The following is an 18,175-nucleotide window of genomic DNA, read 5'->3' as shown; positions in this document are numbered from 1 at the left end:
GCCGCTCGGTGCTGTCGCCCGGCCGAAACCCGGCCGGGCGACAGCACCGAGCGGGAACGTCAATCGCTGATGTCTGCTTCGGCTTTGGCGGTGGCACGTTCCGCCGCGCCGTCGTCGACCTGTTTGGGTGTGATGAACACGAGGCCGATGGCCGTCGCCAGGCATACGCCGCCCAGGGCGAGGCACGAGGTACCCATCGGTCCTTCGAATGCCTCGATGGCGCCACTGCTGATCCGCGCGGCGAGTTCGGGCTGGACGGGGGACAGTTGGCCCGCCACCTGGAGCGCCTCTGCAAGAGTGTTGGTGATGTGCTCGGCGATGCTGTCGGCGGCGGTCGCGGCTTCTTGGGCCTGCGCGGTCTGGCCGGCAGCGTCGAGCTGAGTGGACAGCTGTTGCATCGAGGCCTCGGCGTCCGCTGCGACCGGTTCGATGTTTCGGGTGTAGCCGGCCGCCAGCAGACTTCCGCCGACGGCGATTCCGATGGCCGAACCGAGTTCGCGAGCGGTGTCGTTGACCGCCGAGCCGACGCCCTGGTTGTCGGTCGGTGTGTTGACCATGATCGCGGTTGTCGAAGGCGCAGTGGCTATACCCAGGCCGACGGCCAAGATGACCATGGCCACGACGATGGTCTTGTAGTCGTCGGGTTGAACCGCACCGAGATAGATGGCTCCGACGCCCATCGCGGTCATTCCGAACACCAGGATAATTCGCAGACTGGTTCGGGTGACGAGCCAGTTGCCGATCAGTGAGAACACCATCACCAGACCGACCATCGGCATCAGGGCGACAGCCGCCTTCAGTGGTGAGTATCCGAAAACCAGCTGCAACTGTTGCAGCAACACCAGGAAGATCCCGAAAACGACAAGGAACTGCACCGTGATGCTCAGTGTGCCGGCCGAGAAGGCGCGGTTGTTGAAGAACCGCACGTCGAGCAACGGATCTGTGCGCTTGAGCTGCCACCACCAGAACACCCCGATGAGCGCCAGACCACCGATGAGCGCGAGCAACGACAGCGGATCGAGCCAACCGCGATGGGGCGCTTCGATCAGGCCGAAGACAAGCGCGCCGATGCCCACTGCCGAGGTGATCGACCCGATCCAGTCGAACCTGCGCGCGGTCGAGTCCTTGGAGGTCGGGATAGTGCAGGCCAGCACGGCGGTGACGGCGGAAGAGACGCCGAAGGTGACGAATATCGAGTGCCAGCTGAAGAACTCGAGAAGCACACCGGTCACGAAGAACCCGGCAATGCCGCCGGATCCACCAACACCTGCCCAGATACTCACGGCGAGATGGCGTTTGGATTCGGGTACACCGGCAGTGATCACCGACAGCGTCGCGGGCATGACAAACGCTGCGCCCACACCGGTCAGTGCGCGGGCGGCGATGAACTGATCGGGGTTGGACACCCAGATCGGTAGAAGTGAGCCGATGGTGAAGACGACAAGCCCGCCGATCAGTACCTCGCGCCGACCGTATCGATCACCGATGGCCCCGGCCGGAAGCAACAGTGCCGCGATGGTGAGGGTGTAACCGTCGATCAACCAGGTGACCTGGTTGGAGTTGGCGCCGACGGCCGGGGCGATGTCGGGTATCGCGGTGTTGAGGGACGCCATCGCGGCGATGACCAGGCTCAGCGCGGCGCAGGCGACAACTATGAGCCAAATTGCGCGGAAGCCGAGTCTGTCACGCGTCGGAGTGCCCCCGGAAGAGTCCATTTATCTAACTTAGGCGACTGAAACCTGTTCCTGGCAACTGTTCGTGTTGTGTAATCGTTATCACTATCGCCGGTGTCGCTGGCCTGTATCACCTGTCACGTGTGTCACATTTGTCACGCTGGTAACACACCATCTCGATGTTGCTGGTGACGACCGACCCAGCCGGGCTGGCCATGTTCATTAGAGAGGGAATCCAATGGCCTCAACGCATGTCAAGAACACACCCGTCATCAAACTACGTATCTGGCGCGTCCTCACTCTGCTGGGCTCCTTGACGGCGATCTTCGTCGGCCTGGTTGCCATCTTCATGAGTGCCGCCTGACCCGAATCCGGCAGGCTTCGTCAATCCTTGGGACGGATAGTTGTCAGCACGACATCGCCCAGCGCGGGCGCGTCGTCGCGGTCGGCCACCGTCGCCTTGATGAGGAGACGGGATCCGTCTTCCCACACCCTGATTCGTAACGTCTCCCCGGGAAAGACAACTCCGGTGAACTTGGCGCCGAACCGTTCGACCCGATTCACATCACCGTCGAGCAGGGTGTCCACAACAGCGCGGCACACCGTTCCGTAGGTGCACAGACCGTGCAGGATCGGCCTGGGGAAGCCTGATTTCTCCGCGAATTCCGGATCTGAATGCAGCGGATTGCGGTCACCGCACAGTCGATAGAGCAGCGCCTGCTGCGGGAGTGTCGTCGTCTCGATGACGTGATCCGGTTCGCGGTCGGGATAGACCACTTTGTCGGAGTTGCCCCGCTCTCCACCGAAACCACCGGCGCCTTTGGCGAAAATCGACGACCGTGCGGTCCACAACGGCTCGCCGGCATCATCGACGGTGGTGAACTCTTCGATGATCACCGCAGCCGAACCCTTGTCCTGCAATTCGATGATCTTGACCGTGGTGGTTGCCGATCCCGAAGCCGGAATCGGCTTGTGCAGCAGTACTTCCTGTGAACCATGAACCACGTCTCCGAGATCGATCTCGATGCCGGGCTTGGAGACCTTCGGTGGTTCCGTGTCATGGAAATGGGCTGCCACTGTTGCGAAGGTGGGCAACACCTTCGGATCGTTGTCGTCGAAATAGCCAAGGGCGGCACGGTCCAGCGGATCCGCCCCGGCGCCCACTCCGAGGTTGTAGAGCGCAACATCGGAGGCGTTCCAGCTGTAGGTCTCCTTCGAGACCACCGCACCCAGCGCAATATCCGGGTCGATCGCCATCAGCCGGCCTTCTCTTCCTTCACTCGGTCCTGTTGGGCGTGTGCGGCAATATCGAGGGCGGCGAGGTAGCCGAAAACCATTGCCGGACCGATGGTTGCACCGGGTCCGGCGTAGGTGTGGCCCATCACCGGCGCGCTGGTGTTGCCCGCTGCGTAGAGGCCGTCGATGGCAGAACCGTCGGCGCGAAGGGCGCGTCCCGACGCGTCGGTGTTGATGCCGCCCTTGGTGCCGAGGTCACCGGGCACCATCTTCACCGCGTAGAACGGGCCCTTCGTCAGGGGGCCGAGACTCGGATTCGGCTTGTTGGTGATGTCGCCGTAGTAGTGGTCGTACTTGCTGACCCCGCGGCCGTAGTCCTCATCGACACCTTTCGCGGCAAACTCGTTGAACCGCTGCGTGGTCTGGGCGAGACCATCGGCCGGCACGCCGATCTTCTCCGCGAGTGCTTCGAGACTGTCGGCCTTGGCGATCACACCCGACTTGAACCAACTGCCCGGCAACGGCTGCCGCCCGGACACCGAGGCGAACATGTATCGGTTGCGGTAGGTCTGGTCGAAGACCAGCCAGCAGGGAAGGTTTTCGCCAGGACCCTCGCCCTGCCCGAACCTGCCGCCGTACATCTGATGAACGGCTTCGACATAGGGCAGGGATTCGTTCATGAATCGTCGGCCGCGGTCGTTGATCATGATGCTTCCCGGCAACGCGCGCTCCGACAACGCGAACCATGGTCCGCGGGGGAGCGGAATGGTCGGACCCCACCAGGCGTCTTCCATGAAGCTCACGCCGGCACCGATTTTGAGACCGGCGTTGATGCCGTCACCGGTGTTGGATTCCGCCCCGGTGGTCCACTGGGATCCGATGGGCTGGCGCTGGTATTTGTGCCGCATCTCTGCGTTGTGCTCGAAACCGCCGCAGGCCAACACCACGCCGTGGCGGGCATGGAGTGTGCGTCTTGTTCCGCCGGATTCGACAACGATGCCGACAACCCGGTTGTTCTCGGTGACCAGATCGACGAGACCGGTGTTCAGCTGCAACGGAATTCCGGCCTGCCGCACACCGAGGAGCAGTTCCGACATCAGCGCGGCGCCCATCGCGATCAGCTTCTTGCCGGTGAGTTTGGCCCAGGCGAACCGCATTCCGACCTTCATGAACCGGAGCGGGCCCTTCCAATGCCGCAGCCCGGTGCTCAGCCAGCGATAGTCCGACTGCATCACGACCACGTTCAACGGGGATTTCGTGTACGGCGGGTGGAGGGTCTTGAAGTCGTCACCGAGTTTGCGTGAATCGAAGGGGCGGGGTTCGCAGGATCGCCCTCCGACTCGGCCTCCGGGCGCTTCCGGGTAATAGTCGGAGTAGTTCTTGACCCATTCGAGGTCGAGTGGCGAATGTTCTATCAGGAATTCGAGGGCTTCGGGACCGCGGTCGATGTAGGCGTCGATGCGGTCGGGTGAGACCACGTCTCCGACGATCGATCGGACGTAGGTGCGGGCGGCCTCACGGTCGTCCTTCACCCCGTCGCGCTGCAGGATCCGGTTGTCCGGAATCCATACTCCACCGCCCGAGCGTGATGTCGACCCGCCCCAGTAGGCGGACTTCTCGACGATGGTCGTGCTCAGACCGTGCGCCGCGGCGGTGATGGCAGCACTCATTCCGGCGCCCCCGGCACCGACAACGATCACGTCATACGTTTCGTCTCCCGGGATCGGCTGATTGCCGTCGCCCTGTCCGCTGTCCGGACCACTCATGATTCGCCCCTTCGCGCATCGCCGACTTCCACCCGCAAGGTAGAACACGTTATAAACTGACTCAAGAGGCAGGCTATACCAGCCAGGAATGGGTTGGCGAGGTCTCTGGAGGGTCCAAATCGCAACACGTTCTATTTTGTGAGAACCGAGCAGGGGGCAACTGATGACGATCTCCGACCGGCTGCGCCAACAGATCGCAGACGATCTCGCGGCCGCCGAACAGCATGCCGTCGCCATCGATCCACCCGCCGCGGCGTACCCGGATCTCGACGTGACCGATGCCTACGAGATCCAGCTGATCAACATCCGGAAGCGACTGGCCGCCGGCGCGACGATCGCCGGGCACAAGGTGGGCCTGGCCTCCGAGGCGATGCAGAAGATGATGGGTGTCGACGAACCCGACTACGGGCACCTGCTCGACGTGATGCAGTACCACGAGCACACGCCGATCGACGCGACGAAGTTCTGCTACCCCCGCGTCGAGGTGGAGGTGGGGTTCATCCTCGGTGAAGACCTGCCCGGTGCCGGATGCACCAATGAAGACGTGATCGCCGCGGTGGAATGGGTGGTCCCCTCCATCGAACTCATCGACAGCCGCATCCGGGACTGGAAGATCTCGCTACCCGACACCATCGCCGACAACGCCTCCTCCTGCGGGTGGGTGCTGGGCGAGCAGCGGGTTCGGATCGCCGATATCGACACCGGGAACATCGACGCCACCCTGCACCGCAATGACGAACTGATCGCCGAGGGCAATTCCAGCGCGGTCCTCGGACATCCGCTCAACGCGGTGTCCTGGCTGGCCAGGAAGGTCGAGAGTTTCGGGGTCAGACTGCGCAAGGGCGATGTAATCTTGCCCGGAACCGCGACCCGGGCGATCGATATTCGTCCCGGCGATCACTTTGTTGCCAATTTTGTCGGGTTGGGAAGTGTGACTTTGGATTTCACCTAGATTTCGCCACTGACACAGTCCAACGTTAGGAGCACACGTGGCAGACAAGATCACCGCAGCAATCATCGGGTCCGGCAACATCGGCACCGATCTGATGTACAAACTCGCACGCTCGGAGGTCATCGCACCGCGGTGGATGGTGGGCATCGACGCCGAATCCGAAGGGATGAAAAGGGCGGCGGCCCGGGGGCTGATCACGATGTCGGGAGGTGCCGACGAACTATTGGCATCGGAAGAGATGCCGGACATCATCTTCGAGGCCACCTCTGCCTACGTGCATCGCGAATATGCGCCCAAGTACCAGGCGGCCGGCATCACCGCCATCGATCTCACACCCGCGGCCGTGGGACCTGCGGTGGTGCCGCCGGCCAACCTGCGGGAGCACCTCGATGCACCGAACACCAACATGATCACCTGTGGCGGGCAGGCCACCATCCCGATGGTGCATGCCGTGTCGTCGGTGGTTCCGGTGATCTACGCGGAGATCGTCGCATCGGTGTCGTCGGAGTCGGCCGGCCCGGGGACCCGCGCCAACATCGACGAGTTCACCAAGACCACGTCTCGAGGCATCGAGACGATCGGTGGGGCCGAGCGAGGCAAGGCCATCATCATCCTCAATCCTGCCGACCCGCCGATGATCATGCGCGACACCATCTTCTGTGCCATCCCCGAAGACGCCGACCTCGATGCGATCGCCGAGTCGATTCACGAGAGGGAGAAGGAAATCCAGGAATATGTGCCGGGATATCGGCTGCTGCAGGATCCCCAGTTCGACCCGCCGAGCGTCGGCAACGGCGGGATGGCCCGCGTGTCGATCTTCGTCGAGGTCGAAGGCGCCGGCGACTTCCTGCCCCCGTATGCCGGCAACCTCGACATCATGACGGCCGCCGCCACCAAGGTCGGCGAAGAGATCGCGAAACTGAAACTGGCCGCAGCGCACAAGAAGGTAGGGGTCTGAGTCATGTTCGGTATCAACGATCCTCGCAAGTACAGCGACACCCTCGACATCCGAATCACGGACTCGTCGTTGCGCGACGGCAGCCACCACAAGCGGCACCAGTTCACCGAGCAGGAGGTCCGCGACATCGTAGGTGCCCTCGACGGTGCCGGGGTCCCGGTGATCGAGGTGACGCACGGGGATGGTCTGGGCGGCTCCTCCTTCAACTACGGATTCTCCAAAACGCCGGAGCAGCAGCTCATCAGGGCGGCCGTGGAAACGGCGCGCTCCGCCAAGATCGCATTCTTGATGCTGCCCGGTCTGGGCATCAAGGACGACATCCGGGCGGCCCAGGACAACGGTGCCCAGATCTGCCGGATCGCCACCCACTGCACCGAGGCCGACGTGTCGATCCAGCATTTCGGTCTGGCCCGTGAACTGGGTCTGGAGACCGTCGGGTTCTTGATGATGTCGCACAGTCAACCGCCGGAGGTGCTCGCCAAGCAGGCGCGGATCATGGCCGACGCCGGATGCCAGTGCGTCTACGTGGTCGATTCGGCCGGCGCATTGGTACTCGAGCAGGTGTCGGATCGGGTCTCGGCGCTGAGGGCCGAACTCGGAGATGACGCGCAGATCGGATTCCACGGGCACGAGAACCTCGACATCGCGGTGGCCAATTCCGTTGCCGCCGTTCGGGCCGGAGCCCAGCAGATCGACGGTTCGGTGCGCCGCTTCGGGGCCGGCGCGGGCAACACCCCGGTGGAGGCGTTTGTCGGGGTCTGCGACAAACTCGGGATCACCACCGGCATCGATTTCATGAAGATCGCGGACGCGGCGCAGGACGTCGTCCGGCCGGTGATGCCCACTGAATGCCTGGTCGATCGGCCCTCGATGATGATGGGCTACGCCGGTTGCTACAGCTCTTTCCTCAAGCACGCGGAAGGTCATGCCGAGAAGTACGGCGTCAGTGCCGCGGACATCCTGATCGAGGCGGGCAGCCGCAAGCTCGTCGGTGGTCAGGAAGACCAATTGATCGATATCGCACTGGAACTCAAGAAGAAGCAGGATGCCAACGCCGGAAGATGACAGAGCTCGGGTCGGAAGACAGGTCTGCCGGACAGTTGTCGCCAACTGCCCGGCAGACCTTGCCGGTTGACCACCGGCCGTGGTCGAACCTGTCAGCCGCCCACGCGTGCCACCAGATCGTCAGCCGGTGCGGGACCCGCCGCCGTGGCGTCGGGAACGGACAACCGGGTGATCTGACGGGGTATGCACACAGCGCAGAAGAGACCGACAAGTGCCGTGCCGCCGCAGAGCACCAAAGCCCACTTCATCCCGGTGGCGGAGAAGAATCCGACGCCGTCGACGACCGGACCGATGTGTGCGTTCATGATGCTGAAGGCTATGACGGGGAGAATGGCAGACATCATGGCCTGGCTGGTCGCCACCATGCTCGCGGTCGAGGCCTGCAACTGCGGTGGGACCGCCTCGAATTGAAGGTTCGGAATCGAGCCGTAACCCAGACCGGTGCCGAGGCCGATACCGATCATCATCACCACAAGGAGTGCGCGGCTGTCCATACCCGCGATTACGCCGAAGCTGCTCAGTGCCAGCACCGCGGCCCCCGCGATGGCCAAGATCCTCGGCCGGACGCCGCGACCCACGAGGAGGCCGACGACGAGGCCGCCGATCACGGTTGCGGCTCCCAGCGGTGACTGGAACAACGCGTAACCCTCGGCGTCGACACCGAATCCGTAGCCCAGTCCGAGAGCTGCCGGTGTCATGCACATCAACGGCAGCAACGTCGAACTCAAGGCGGTCGACCCGTAGAAGGTGCCTGCGGTGATTGTGGTCAAGCCGATTGATCGACGAGTGAGCAGTCCGAGATCGATCAACGGCTCCGGCACGATCCGCGCCGAGACGATCCATAGTCCGAGAAGGGCTATACCGCCCACCAAGAACGTCACGGTCCTCGCCGAGGACCATCCCCAGTCGGCCCCGAAACTGACCGCGATCAAGATCCCGCCGATGCCTGCACCCAGCAGGACTGCGCCGATGGGGTCGATCCGTGAGCGCAGGCGGTATGACGTTTCGTCGGTCGTCATCGCTATCCCGACGCCGACGACGGCAAGGATGATCGTGAAGAACCAGAACAGGCTGCGCCAACCGAAGCCGTCGATCAGCCAGCCGGTGATGAACGGCATCGGGACACTGATCAGGCCCATTCCACTCGTCGCGATGGCAACCGCCAGCGGCACGATCTTTGCGGGGTAGACGTCACGGATGAGGGAGTAGCTCAGGAACAGGCATGACACGACCAGCCCGGCGAGTGCACGACCTGCGATCAGAATTGCGTAGTTGGGTGCGACGGCCGAGATTGCAGACCCCGCGGCCGCCAGAAATACGCAGCACAGCAGCACCTTCCGCTTCCCGTATGTATCTGCGACCTTGCCCAGCGTCGGGCTGATCACTGCGGCCACGAGGAGAAAGATCGTCTGGATCCAGGCGCCCTGCGTGGTCTTGAAGTCGGCCATGATCAGCGGCAGGCCCGTGGCGACCATCGAGTAGTTCATCGTCAACGCTTCGAGTAGCGCGACGATCGAGACCAGGGACAGTATCAATCTGGGCGACCACCCCCTTACGTTGTCCGGAGGTGGGGGTGTCGTGGTCGGCGCCGCTTGTGCCATGAGTTGTCCTTTCGCGAACGTTGCGCGCCGGTGGTGCGCGAGGTACAGCTCACAGTTGGTGGTGTGTGTGGTGCCAGACACTTTCCGGCCAATGGGACGCCGTGGGAATAGCGCGCGGAACCGTATTGTCAGCGGGTTCGGGGTTACGATCTGTCCGAATCGGCGACTCCGGCGTGGGTCGGCTGCAGTGCGAGCTGATCACGAGGGTGCAGATGACGTACGACCGGACACGTGCAGATATCGGGTTGTTCGCAGCAAGATCGGGTGAGCGGCGACTACGGCTGGCGGGTTGTGTGCTTGCCGTGGCCGGGCTGGTGATGGTGGTCTTCAGTTTCTTCACCTGGACGGCTGCCGGCGACGACGGTATGAGCATTTCGGTGACCGGTATGGGCTCGGTGACGCTCGAGATCTCCGAGGAACGAGCCGCAGCGCTGGGCGGGGCGGACGAGGCTGCCGCGGAACTGGACAAACGGAGCAATTCCCCTGGCGTCGTCACCGCCGCGCTCGGCGCGTTGATCGTCGTCGCGGGAAAGGTGGTGCTGATCAACCGGTATCCGGGTATCGGGGCCCTGGCCGGTGCGGTCCCGGCACTGATCGGATTGTTCATGTCCCTGGAATATCTGTTCGCCCCAGGCGCTGCGGTGCTCGAGGGCACCGGTGACGCCGGGATCGGGTTTGCCGCAATCGGGCTGTGGTTGGTTACCGCGAGTGCGGCCGTGGCGGTGCCGGTGTCGTTCTACGCCGTTGTCGTTGCGCTGCGCGCCACGCGACAACCGCTCGCGCACAGGAACTCCGGTGGGGGTCGACCGGCGCGGCGGGCTTCGGTGGAGTCGTCGGTACATGCGGGTCCCCGCACCACGGCACCTCGTTACCGCGACCAGGTATCTGTCGCTTCACGCCCGAACCGCACCCACGGCCCTCGGCCGGAGCCCGGGTATCGGGCGCGCCCGGCCAATGCGACCTCTCGAATGGGCCGGCGCCCGCCCGAAGACGTTCTGCCGCACCCACCGTCAAGCGCCGGGCCAGGCCCCCGAAAGGTCGCATCGTACCGGCCGTCGCCCGGCATCCGTCCTCGGTCGAATCAACCTGTATCCCATGGTGATCCGGCTGTACTGCCCCCGGTTCGGCGGGCCACCCCCAACCCGGGTGCCGATCGTGGGTTGCCCCCGATGCCGCGCAGTCGCCGGGCGTCGCCGCCTCCACCGGCACTGCCGACCGCCGACAATGGTGACCTGACGCTTCGCCCAATTCCGGGAAATCCCAAGGGCCTTTAACGATCTGTCGTGGAGCGTTACGATCAATAATCGCGTAATTGCATTTTTTGTGCCCGCACGCCGGCGGGCGGACGACAGATCAGGGGCTCACCATGACGTACGGACCGCCACCGGGAAACAGCGGTGGATATCCACCCGACGAGTCCGGCCGTCAGCCGAATCAGGGGCAGCCCGGCGGTCCACAGCAATCGGGACACCAGCCATCGTTCGGTGCCCCCACCGGCCGGGATTCTACGACGACTGCGTTGCTGGCACCGTCGTCCAGTAACCGCACACTGAAGATCGCCGGAATCGCACTGGTCGTCGCGGGAGTGGCGATGGTGGTGTTCAGCTTCTTCAACTGGGCATCCCAGGACCTGGGCCAGGGCGGGATCTCCATCACCGGAACCGGTTCCGTCTCAATCGATGCCAGCGGCAGCAACGCGCGCCCGGACCAGGTCGCCGTGGCCGAAGCCAGGGCAGAGGAAGACACGAGCGCCCCCGGCCTCTACACGATGGTTGTCGGCGTGCTCGTCGTCGGCGCGGGTGCTGCATTGATCGTCAACATATTCCCCGCGATTGCGGCCCTCGTCGGCGCTGTGCTGGGGGTGATCGCGGTGGTCATGGTGTTGATCTTCATATCTGATCCGGGAAGCGCAGTGGTCAGCGGAGATGCCGGCGACACATCCGAAGTCAGTGCGGGCTGGGGCTTGTGGCTCGTCACCGTGGGCGCGTTTGCCGCTCTGGTTATCGCCTGCCTTGCCACCTACCTCGCGCTGACCGCCAAGCCTGGCATCCCGGCCGCCGGCCCCGGCCATGGTCAGCCGCTGCCGCAGGGTTACGGTGTGCCGCAACAAGATTACGGTGTTCCGCAACAGCAACCCGGTGGTTATGGCCAGGCTCCGCCGCAGGGGTACGGGCAGCCGCAGGGGTACGGACAGCCACCTGCCGGTGGTTACGGTCCGCCGCCGCAGGGTCCCGGCCCGGATCCTGCTCGGAATCCGGGGCCTGCACAGAATCCGAGCCCGGAGCCCGAAGGTGGGCAACCGGGAGCAGAGAAGGAGCAGTAGCCCTTTACGTTGCCGGCGGCGGGTCAGTAGTACCCGTCGGGGTCGACGTCCGGTGACTCCTTGGCGACGATGCCCTCGCTGACGCCATGATCGATACTTGCGGACAGTCGCGGGCAGGTCGGGTGCATCGCGGGGTTTCCGCCGGTGGCCCGGATGGCCTCGAGTTCAGGGCACTGTTCGCGCGCCTGTGTGGTCCACTGCACGCTGGTGTGATGGGGGCTGTATTTCTTCACCAGCACATGAGCGTGGCAGGCCCGGCACTCGATCTCGGTCAGGCCACCACGGAGGTAGTGTTCCTTGTCCCGGAAGGTGGCAGCGCGGACTGCAGCCCGGTGCTCCGGATCGGTGAAATCCGGGGCCTTGGCCCAGTCCGAGGTCATGACCGATCGGACATCAGGTCGCCGATACCGTATCTGCGGCATCCTTATCCGCCGTCTCGCGCTCTGCCTTGAGCCGTAGATTCTCCTCGACCTCGAGGTTCCAGTTCTCGAGCGCCTTGGTGGTGTCGATCTCGTACTCGTAGCGCTGGGTCATCTCTTCGGTGACATCGGCGACGTCGACATAGAACTGTTCGTACCAGCGGCGCAGTTGGTAGACCGGACCGTCTTCCTCGACGAGCAGGGGATTGTCGATGCGGCTCTTGTGCTTCCAGATCTCGACGTCCTGAAGGAAACCGACCTCGATACCGGCGGTGATCTTGGTTGCCATCTTGTTGGCCTGCGCGGGGGTCAGCCCGTCCGGGATCTTGGCCATCACGCCGTACATCAGGACGAACGAGTTGTTGTCGATCGGGTAGTGGCAGTTGGTCAGGATCGTCTCGATGGCGAATCCGTTGTAGTGCTGCACCATCGGGTTGAGCATGTAGGCGGGCCCGTAGTACGCGGCGATCGACTCGAGTCGGGTGTCGCCGTATGCGGTGCCGATCTCGATGTCGGGCCGGCCATGCGAGTTCATGTACTGCGCCGCGGTCTCGCCTTCGAAGACGTTCTTGAAGTAGTCCGGCAGCGAGTAGTGAACGTAGAAGAAGTGCGCCATGTCGACCACGTTGTCGATGATCTCGCGGCAGTTCGAGCCCTCGATGACGATCTTGTTCCAGGTCCATTCGGTCCACTGGTCACTGCCGAACTCTTCGAGTTCCGGGATGACGACGTTGTCCGGCGGCGGGGTGCCCTCCGGGTCGTTGTAGACGAAGATCTGGCCGTTGCGGATCATGCCCGGCCAGGAGCGGGTCTTGGCGAGCTTGGGGGCGCGTTTTGCATAGGGCACGCCGGCGCAACGACCGTTGCCCTTCCAGCGCCAGTCGTGGAATGGGCAGGCGACGTTGCCGTCCTTGATCGATCCCTGCGACAGGTCCCCGCCCATGTGCCGGCAGTAGGCGTCGAGGATCTTCAGTTCGCCCTCGGATACCCAGACCACCAGCTTGGTGCCGAACACCTGGACCGAATGCGGATTCCCGTCGTCGTAATCGGACAGCAACCCCAGGCAGTGCCAACCCCGCGCGAAGCGGGTCGGTGGGGTTCCGGTGTCGATTTCGCGGATCGCGCCGCCATCGATGTCGGTCATCTGCTGCTCCCTCATACTTTGCTTGCCCGCCTTGTCGGCACATCCTGGTGCTTCTCGCTGTTAAGCACAGACGCTTAGTAGAACATGTTACAAAAGAGTCGGGTTCGACGCCAGTGAAACGTGGTAAACGGTGCAGGAAAGCAAGGCAAACGCCCAGTACTCGACATAAATGAGAACGTGTTCTAGTCTCGTTTGGAGTAGACGTGGAACGACAACGAGGAGTTGCTCGATGAGTGACCGCAGCCAGGCAGGGGCGGAGGTACTGGAGAAGATCAGTGCCCTGCTGCCCGAGATCGCGCAACGCGCACAAGAAGCAGAGGATCTGCGGCAGATCCCCGATGAGACGATCGCGTCACTGGTCGACATCGGCTTCTTCAAATTGTTGCAACCCGAACAGTGGGGTGGCTATCAGGCCGACCCGGTGACCTTCTACGAGGCTGTGCGCCGCCTGGGATCCGCATGCGGATCCACCGGATGGGTCTCGGGCATCATCGGAGTCCACAACTGGCATCTGGCGCTGTTCCCCCAGCAGGCGCAGGAAGACGTCTGGGGGCAGGACACCTCGGTCCGGATCTCGTCGTCGTACGCGCCGATGGGGATGGGTGAGGTGGTCGACGGCGGTTACAAGGTCAACGGATCGTGGGCGTGGTCGTCGGGGTCCGGTCACGCCGACTGGGTGGTACTCGGCGGGCCGGTCATCAAGAACGGCAAGCCGGTCGACTTCGTCAGCTTTCTCATCCCACGCTCTGACTATGAGATCCGGGATGTCTGGAACGTGGTGGGACTCAAGGGCACCGGATCCAACACGATCGACGTCAAGGATGTCTTCGTGCCGAACCACCGGATGCTGAGCTTCCGGGCGATGAGCACCGGAGCGGCACCGGGCCTGGAACAGAACACCGCGCCGGTCTACAAGATGCCTTGGGGAACAATCCATCCCAGCACCATTTCCGCCCCGATCGTCGGCATGGCCTACGGCGCCTATGAAGCGCATGTCGAACATCAGGGCAAGCGGGTGCGGGCGGCATATGCGGGGGAGAAGGCCAAGGACGATCCGTTCGCCAAGGTTCGGATCGCCGAGGCGGCCAGTGACATCGATGCGGCATGGACGCAGCTGTCGGGCAACCTGCAGACCGAATACGACCTGCTGTTGGCCGGCGAAGAGGTTCCGATGGAACTGCGGCTCAAGGCCCGCCGCGATCAGGTTCGGGCGACCGGCCGGTCCATCGCCTCGATCGACAGGCTCTTCGAGAACTCGGGCGCGCATGCACTGGACCTCGACACCCCGATTCAGCGGTTCTGGCGCGATGCCCATGCCGGACGGGTGCACGCCGCAAATGATGCCGAAAGAGCTTATGTTGCATACGGAAACGGCGAGTTCGGTATCCCGATCGGCGACACGATGGTCTGACACGTCGCCCCCCAATTCGAAAACCCTCGTACAAGGAGCAGATCGACGATGACGCAAGATTCTGGCCCCATCCGTTCGTTGGGGTACATGCGTATCGAGTCCACCGATGTGTCGGCTTGGCGTGATTACGGACTCAAGGTACTGGGCATGTCGGAGGGCAGTGGGCCCACCGAAGGTGCCCTGTACCTGCGGATGGACGACTTCCCGGCCAGGCTGGTGATCGTCCCGGGCGATCACGACCGCCTGGCCAGTTCCGGTTGGGAGTGCGCCAATGCCGCTGCATTGCAGGATGTCCGGGATCGGCTGTCCGCAGCGGGCGTGATCTTCCGGGAGGCCAAGGACTTCGAACTCGCCGACCGCCAGGTGGTCGAGATGATCGTCTTCTCCGATCCATCGGGCAACGTACTCGAAGCGTTCCAGGGGGTGGCACTGCAACACCGCCGGGTCGTGAGTCCGTACGGGCACAAGTTCGTCACCGGCGAACAGGGCCTGGGGCACGTGGTGCTCACCACCGACGACGACAACGCATCGCTCGAGTTCTATCGGGATGTTCTCGGTTTCCGGCTACGCGACTCGATGCGGCTTCCCCCGGAGATCGCCGGTCGTGAGCCGGGCAGCCCTCCGGTGTGGCTGCGCTTCTTCGGGTGCAACCCGCGTCATCACAGCCTGGCGTTCATGCCGTTCCCGAACGACACCGGGATCGTGCACCTGATGATCGAGGTGGAGAACTCCGACGATGTGGGCTTGGCGCATGATCGGGCCCTGCGCAAGAAGGTGCCGATGTCGGCCACGCTCGGCCGGCACGTCAACGATCTGATGTACTCGTTCTACATGAAGACCCCGGGAGGGTTCGACATCGAATTCGGTTGTGAGGGACGCCAGGTCGAAGATCACGATTGGATCGCCAGGGAGAGTACCGCGGTCAGTCTGTGGGGCCACGATTTCTCCATCGGATTCAAGAACGCCTGACATGGTTTCAGACGCAGCTCGACCGGTGGTCGCAGACGGCGCCGAGGGTGAGGCGATCGCCCGGCATCCACGCGGTACCGACGATTTCGATGCGAGGAAGTTCCGGACCGCCATGGGGCAGTTCTGCACCGGGGTCACGGTGATCACCACGGTGACCGCCGACGGCACGCCGGTCGGGTTCGCGTGCCAGTCTTTCGCCGCACTGTCGCTTGATCCGCCCTTGGTGCTGTTCTGCCCGATGAAGACCTCGCGCAGCTGGAAGGTCATCGAACAGAGCAAGAAGTTCTGCGTCAATGTGCTCTCGAACAGTCAGCAGTCCGTCAGTGCCGCGTTCGGTGCGCCCGGTGAGGACAAGTTTGCCGGCATCGAGTGGGAGCGTTCCCCACTGGGGTTGCCGGTCATCAGACATTCGTTGTCCTGGGTGGATTGCACACTCGACCGTGTCGACGACGGCGGCGACCATTACATCGCTATCGGTCGGGTGCAGACTTTGGGAGAAGTGCTGCAGGACAAGCCCTTGTTGTTCTACCGTGGCGGATACCTGTCCACGGAGCACCCGCGGGTCACCCCCGCACAGGCCGAGCTGGAGAACTTCCTGACCTGGAACGGTGGCGACACCTGGTTGTAGGTCTCGCGGGTTTCTCAAAGGAGAGAGATGACACAACCATTCGCCCCTGATGTGACCGGGCCGTTCCGGGAGGCGATCGCCGAGGCCGAAAAGCTCATTGCGGGAGCCGAATTCATCCAGAACGAGCAGGATCTGGCCGAGGGTTTCGACTATCTGGCGGGCAGCATCAAGGCGAGTCTGCAGATGGCCTGGGCGCATGCGAAGAGTCATCCGTACCTGGTCACCTCCACTGGTCCCTACGCCAAGATGGGTCTGGACAACCCGGACACGCTGTACTACCACGCAAATGTCGTTCCCGATGCGGAGTACCTGATCACCGGAACGCGCGGTGACACAGTCGATCTGAGCTTCCAGGTCTTGCGAGGTGACTACACCTCGACCAATGTACCCGGTGGGGACGACGCCTTCGATGACCGGCGCCTGCACATCGGGCCCGATGGCTCGTTCGAATTGCGCTTCGGGCCGAAGACGGCGAACCCCGGCCCCAACTACTTCGTTCTCGGTGAGGGATCATCGATGCTGGCGGTCCGAGAGGTGTTCAACGACTGGGGGCAACGTAGAGGTTCCATCCAGATCGAACGGGTCGATACCGTCGGTACCGCACCGGATGAGCCCGACTTGGCCCAGATGACGCGCCGCTATCAGATTGCCGGCAAGATGTTGTTGTCGAGGATCAACACCTGGTTCAACTTTCCCAAGTGGTTCTACCTTGATCTTCCCGTCAACACGCTCACCGAACCCCGACTCACCCCCGGTGGTCTGAGCACGCAGTTCTCCTCGGTGGGCCACTACCGACTCGCCGACGACCAGGCCATGCTGATCACCGTGCCGAAATCCGATGTGCCGTATCAGGGATTCCAGCTCGGCAGCATGTGGTACATATCGCTCGACTACGTCAATCACCAGACCAGCCTCAATGTCTCGCAGGCGCAGGTCGATCCCGACGGCATGATCCGGCTCGTGGTGAGTGCGAAGAGTCCGGGTGTGGCGAACTGGATCGAGACAACCGGACGGCAGCGGGGGATCGCACAGTTCCGGTGGCAGCGGGTCAGTCGTGCCCTGACGGCTGCCGATGGGCCATCGGTGGCGATCATCGATGTCGCAGATGTGCCTGCACATCTGCCGTACTACGAGTCGAACGTCGTGAACGACGAGCAGTGGCGAGCGCGGATCGCGGAGCGTCAACGAGGATTTGGACAAAGGATGCTCGGATGACAACTGTGGGAACAGCACCGTCGGGAACCGGATTGCTGGACGGCAAGGTTGTCGTCGTGGGTGGTGTCGGGCCGGGGCTGGGCCGATCGATCTGCCTGCAGGCAGCTGCGGCCGGGGCGAAGGTTGTGCTCGCGGCCCGCACCGCATCGCGTCTCGAAGAGATCGCGAAGGAGATCGCCGCGACCGGTGGGGTCACGTTGCAGGTGCCGACGGACATCACCGACGATGACGCGGTCACCGAGCTCGTCGACGCGACGGTCTCCGAGTTCGGCAAGGTCGATGTGCTCGTCAACAACGCATTCGCGTTGCCGTCGATGAAGCCGTTGGCGCGCACGGACTTCGATCACATCCGCGCCGGCCTGGACCTGACGATCCTGGGTGGGCTGCGAATGACCAAGGCGTTCACCGGCGAACTCGAGAAGACCGCGGGGTCGGTGGTGATGATCAATTCGATGGTGATCCGTCATTCCGAGCCAAGATACGGCAGCTACAAGCTGGCGAAATCAGCGTTGCTGGCGATGTCGCAGACGCTGGCCACCGAACTCGGGGACAAGGGTGTTCGGGTCAACACCGTCGCACCGGGTTACATCTGGGACGACCAGCTGAAGTGGTACTTCGGTGAGGTCGCCAAGAAGTACGGGATCACCCCCGAGCAGGTCTATGAGCAGACCGCGTCGAAGTCTGATCTGAAGAGACTCCCGGAGCCCGACGAGATCGCCCGGGCCGCAGTATTTTTGGCGTCCGACTGGGCCAGTGCGATCACCGGCCAGACGCTGGATGTCAATTGCGGCGAGTACCACGTGTAGGGAGTTGTT

General features: G+C 63.3%; 17 protein-coding genes. 11 read left to right on the top strand and 6 right to left on the bottom strand.

Annotated elements, in window-relative coordinates; translation table 11 throughout:
• Positions 1-59: 59 nt before the first annotated feature.
• Positions 60-1,715 carry an MFS transporter gene (locus AC51GT_RS17155; RefSeq protein ID WP_496324944.1) on the bottom strand — a complete coding sequence of 552 codons (1,656 nt, stop codon included), beginning with the start codon at positions 1,713-1,715 and terminating at the stop codon, positions 60-62.
• Positions 1,716-1,911: 196 nt separating this feature from the next.
• Here AC51GT_RS17155 and AC51GT_RS17150 point away from each other — a divergent pair, with 196 nt between their 5' ends.
• On the top strand, positions 1,912-2,037 hold the full coding sequence (locus tag AC51GT_RS17150) for a hypothetical protein (RefSeq protein ID WP_496324943.1): 126 nt from the start codon (positions 1,912-1,914) through the stop codon (positions 2,035-2,037).
• Positions 2,038-2,057: 20 nt separating this feature from the next.
• Here AC51GT_RS17150 and chsH3 read toward each other — a convergent pair whose 3' ends face one another.
• A complete protein-coding gene (gene chsH3 / locus AC51GT_RS17145; protein ID WP_496324942.1) occupies positions 2,058-2,930 on the bottom strand; it encodes an enoyl-CoA hydratase ChsH3 in 873 nt (290 codons plus the stop codon).
• Positions 2,930-4,675, bottom strand: coding sequence for a 3-oxosteroid 1-dehydrogenase (kstD, locus tag AC51GT_RS17140; protein WP_496329532.1), 1,746 nt, complete (start codon positions 4,673-4,675; stop codon positions 2,930-2,932). Before kstD ends, chsH3 begins: the two co-directional genes overlap by 1 nt.
• A 163-nt stretch (positions 4,676-4,838) precedes the next feature.
• Here kstD and AC51GT_RS17135 point away from each other — a divergent pair, with 163 nt between their 5' ends.
• Genes AC51GT_RS17135 through dmpG form a run of 3 tightly spaced genes read left to right on the top strand, consistent with a single transcriptional unit; the run spans position 4,839 to position 7,650 of the window.
• Positions 4,839-5,627, top strand: coding sequence for a 2-keto-4-pentenoate hydratase (locus AC51GT_RS17135; protein ID WP_496329531.1), 789 nt, complete (start codon positions 4,839-4,841; stop codon positions 5,625-5,627).
• Positions 5,628-5,664: 37 nt separating this feature from the next.
• Complete coding sequence (locus AC51GT_RS17130) at positions 5,665-6,585, top strand: acetaldehyde dehydrogenase (acetylating) (protein WP_496329530.1); 921 nt, start codon at positions 5,665-5,667, stop codon at positions 6,583-6,585.
• Between the two features lie 3 nt (positions 6,586-6,588).
• The gene (gene dmpG / locus AC51GT_RS17125) at positions 6,589-7,650 is read left to right on the top strand and encodes a 4-hydroxy-2-oxovalerate aldolase (protein ID WP_496324938.1); all 1,062 of its coding nucleotides are present in this window, start codon (positions 6,589-6,591) and stop codon (positions 7,648-7,650) included.
• Between the two features lie 92 nt (positions 7,651-7,742).
• On the opposite strand, the gene AC51GT_RS17120 is transcribed toward dmpG, so the two are convergent.
• Complete coding sequence (locus AC51GT_RS17120) at positions 7,743-9,251, bottom strand: MFS transporter (protein WP_496329529.1); 1,509 nt, start codon at positions 9,249-9,251, stop codon at positions 7,743-7,745.
• A 212-nt stretch (positions 9,252-9,463) separates the two neighbouring features.
• Here AC51GT_RS17120 and AC51GT_RS17115 point away from each other — a divergent pair, with 212 nt between their 5' ends.
• Positions 9,464-10,525: a hypothetical protein gene (locus AC51GT_RS17115; protein ID WP_496329528.1), complete on the top strand. Its 1,062-nt coding sequence runs from the start codon at positions 9,464-9,466 to the stop codon at positions 10,523-10,525.
• A 92-nt stretch (positions 10,526-10,617) separates the two neighbouring features.
• Entirely contained in the window at positions 10,618-11,574 is a 957-nt protein-coding gene (locus AC51GT_RS17110) for a hypothetical protein (protein WP_496329527.1), read from the top strand.
• A 23-nt stretch (positions 11,575-11,597) separates the two neighbouring features.
• Here the strand turns inward: AC51GT_RS17110 and AC51GT_RS17105 are convergent, their stop codons facing one another.
• Together AC51GT_RS17105 and AC51GT_RS17100 are read right to left on the bottom strand one after the other, a co-directional pair.
• Complete coding sequence (locus AC51GT_RS17105) at positions 11,598-11,954, bottom strand: hypothetical protein (RefSeq protein WP_496329526.1); 357 nt, start codon at positions 11,952-11,954, stop codon at positions 11,598-11,600.
• Positions 11,955-11,967: 13 nt separating this feature from the next.
• Positions 11,968-13,137 (bottom strand): 3-ketosteroid-9-alpha-monooxygenase, oxygenase component, encoded by a 1,170-nt coding sequence (locus tag AC51GT_RS17100; RefSeq protein ID WP_496324933.1) that lies wholly within the window; start codon positions 13,135-13,137, stop codon positions 11,968-11,970.
• A 229-nt stretch (positions 13,138-13,366) separates the two neighbouring features.
• On the opposite strand from AC51GT_RS17100, the gene hsaA reads away from it, so the two are divergent.
• From hsaA to AC51GT_RS17075, 5 genes are read left to right on the top strand one after another with little or no spacing between them, the layout of a single operon-like run.
• Positions 13,367-14,548, top strand: coding sequence for a 3-hydroxy-9,10-secoandrosta-1,3,5(10)-triene-9,17-dione monooxygenase oxygenase subunit (hsaA, locus tag AC51GT_RS17095; RefSeq protein ID WP_496329525.1), 1,182 nt, complete (start codon positions 13,367-13,369; stop codon positions 14,546-14,548).
• Positions 14,549-14,596: 48 nt separating this feature from the next.
• On the top strand, positions 14,597-15,517 hold the full coding sequence (hsaC, locus tag AC51GT_RS17090; protein WP_496329524.1) for an iron-dependent extradiol dioxygenase HsaC: 921 nt from the start codon (positions 14,597-14,599) through the stop codon (positions 15,515-15,517).
• A 1-nt stretch (position 15,518) separates the two neighbouring features.
• The gene (gene hsaB / locus AC51GT_RS17085) at positions 15,519-16,145 is read left to right on the top strand and encodes a 3-hydroxy-9,10-secoandrosta-1,3,5(10)-triene-9,17-dione monooxygenase reductase subunit (RefSeq protein WP_496329523.1); all 627 of its coding nucleotides are present in this window, start codon (positions 15,519-15,521) and stop codon (positions 16,143-16,145) included.
• 27 nt (positions 16,146-16,172) lie between these two features.
• Positions 16,173-17,360, top strand: coding sequence for a hypothetical protein (locus AC51GT_RS17080; RefSeq protein WP_496329522.1), 1,188 nt, complete (start codon positions 16,173-16,175; stop codon positions 17,358-17,360).
• Positions 17,357-18,166 (top strand): SDR family oxidoreductase, encoded by an 810-nt coding sequence (locus AC51GT_RS17075; protein ID WP_496324929.1) that lies wholly within the window; start codon positions 17,357-17,359, stop codon positions 18,164-18,166. Before AC51GT_RS17080 ends, AC51GT_RS17075 begins: the two co-directional genes overlap by 4 nt.
• Positions 18,167-18,175 lie beyond the last annotated feature (9 nt).

This window comes from Williamsia sp. z34, assembly GCF_059553395.1.
The sequence above is the reverse complement of the archived record's forward strand: the minus strand, read 5'-3'. Positions and strand labels throughout refer to the sequence as shown.

Coding starts and splice junctions, on each gene's coding strand:
- AC51GT_RS17155 (WP_496324944.1), bottom strand. CDS start 1,715: ATGGACTCTTCCGGGGGCACTCCGACGCGTGACAGACTCGGCTTCCGC.
- AC51GT_RS17150 (WP_496324943.1), top strand. CDS start 1,912: ATGGCCTCAACGCATGTCAAGAACACACCCGTCATCAAACTACGTATC.
- chsH3 (WP_496324942.1), bottom strand. CDS start 2,930: ATGGCGATCGACCCGGATATTGCGCTGGGTGCGGTGGTCTCGAAGGAG.
- kstD (WP_496329532.1), bottom strand. CDS start 4,675: ATGAGTGGTCCGGACAGCGGACAGGGCGACGGCAATCAGCCGATCCCG.
- AC51GT_RS17135 (WP_496329531.1), top strand. CDS start 4,839: ATGACGATCTCCGACCGGCTGCGCCAACAGATCGCAGACGATCTCGCG.
- dmpG (WP_496324938.1), top strand. CDS start 6,589: ATGTTCGGTATCAACGATCCTCGCAAGTACAGCGACACCCTCGACATC.
- AC51GT_RS17120 (WP_496329529.1), bottom strand. CDS start 9,251: ATGGCACAAGCGGCGCCGACCACGACACCCCCACCTCCGGACAACGTA.
- AC51GT_RS17115 (WP_496329528.1), top strand. CDS start 9,464: ATGACGTACGACCGGACACGTGCAGATATCGGGTTGTTCGCAGCAAGA.
- AC51GT_RS17110 (WP_496329527.1), top strand. CDS start 10,618: ATGACGTACGGACCGCCACCGGGAAACAGCGGTGGATATCCACCCGAC.
- AC51GT_RS17105 (WP_496329526.1), bottom strand. CDS start 11,954: ATGACCTCGGACTGGGCCAAGGCCCCGGATTTCACCGATCCGGAGCAC.
- AC51GT_RS17100 (WP_496324933.1), bottom strand. CDS start 13,137: ATGACCGACATCGATGGCGGCGCGATCCGCGAAATCGACACCGGAACC.
- hsaA (WP_496329525.1), top strand. CDS start 13,367: ATGAGTGACCGCAGCCAGGCAGGGGCGGAGGTACTGGAGAAGATCAGT.
- hsaC (WP_496329524.1), top strand. CDS start 14,597: ATGACGCAAGATTCTGGCCCCATCCGTTCGTTGGGGTACATGCGTATC.
- hsaB (WP_496329523.1), top strand. CDS start 15,519: ATGGTTTCAGACGCAGCTCGACCGGTGGTCGCAGACGGCGCCGAGGGT.
- AC51GT_RS17080 (WP_496329522.1), top strand. CDS start 16,173: ATGACACAACCATTCGCCCCTGATGTGACCGGGCCGTTCCGGGAGGCG.
- AC51GT_RS17075 (WP_496324929.1), top strand. CDS start 17,357: ATGACAACTGTGGGAACAGCACCGTCGGGAACCGGATTGCTGGACGGC.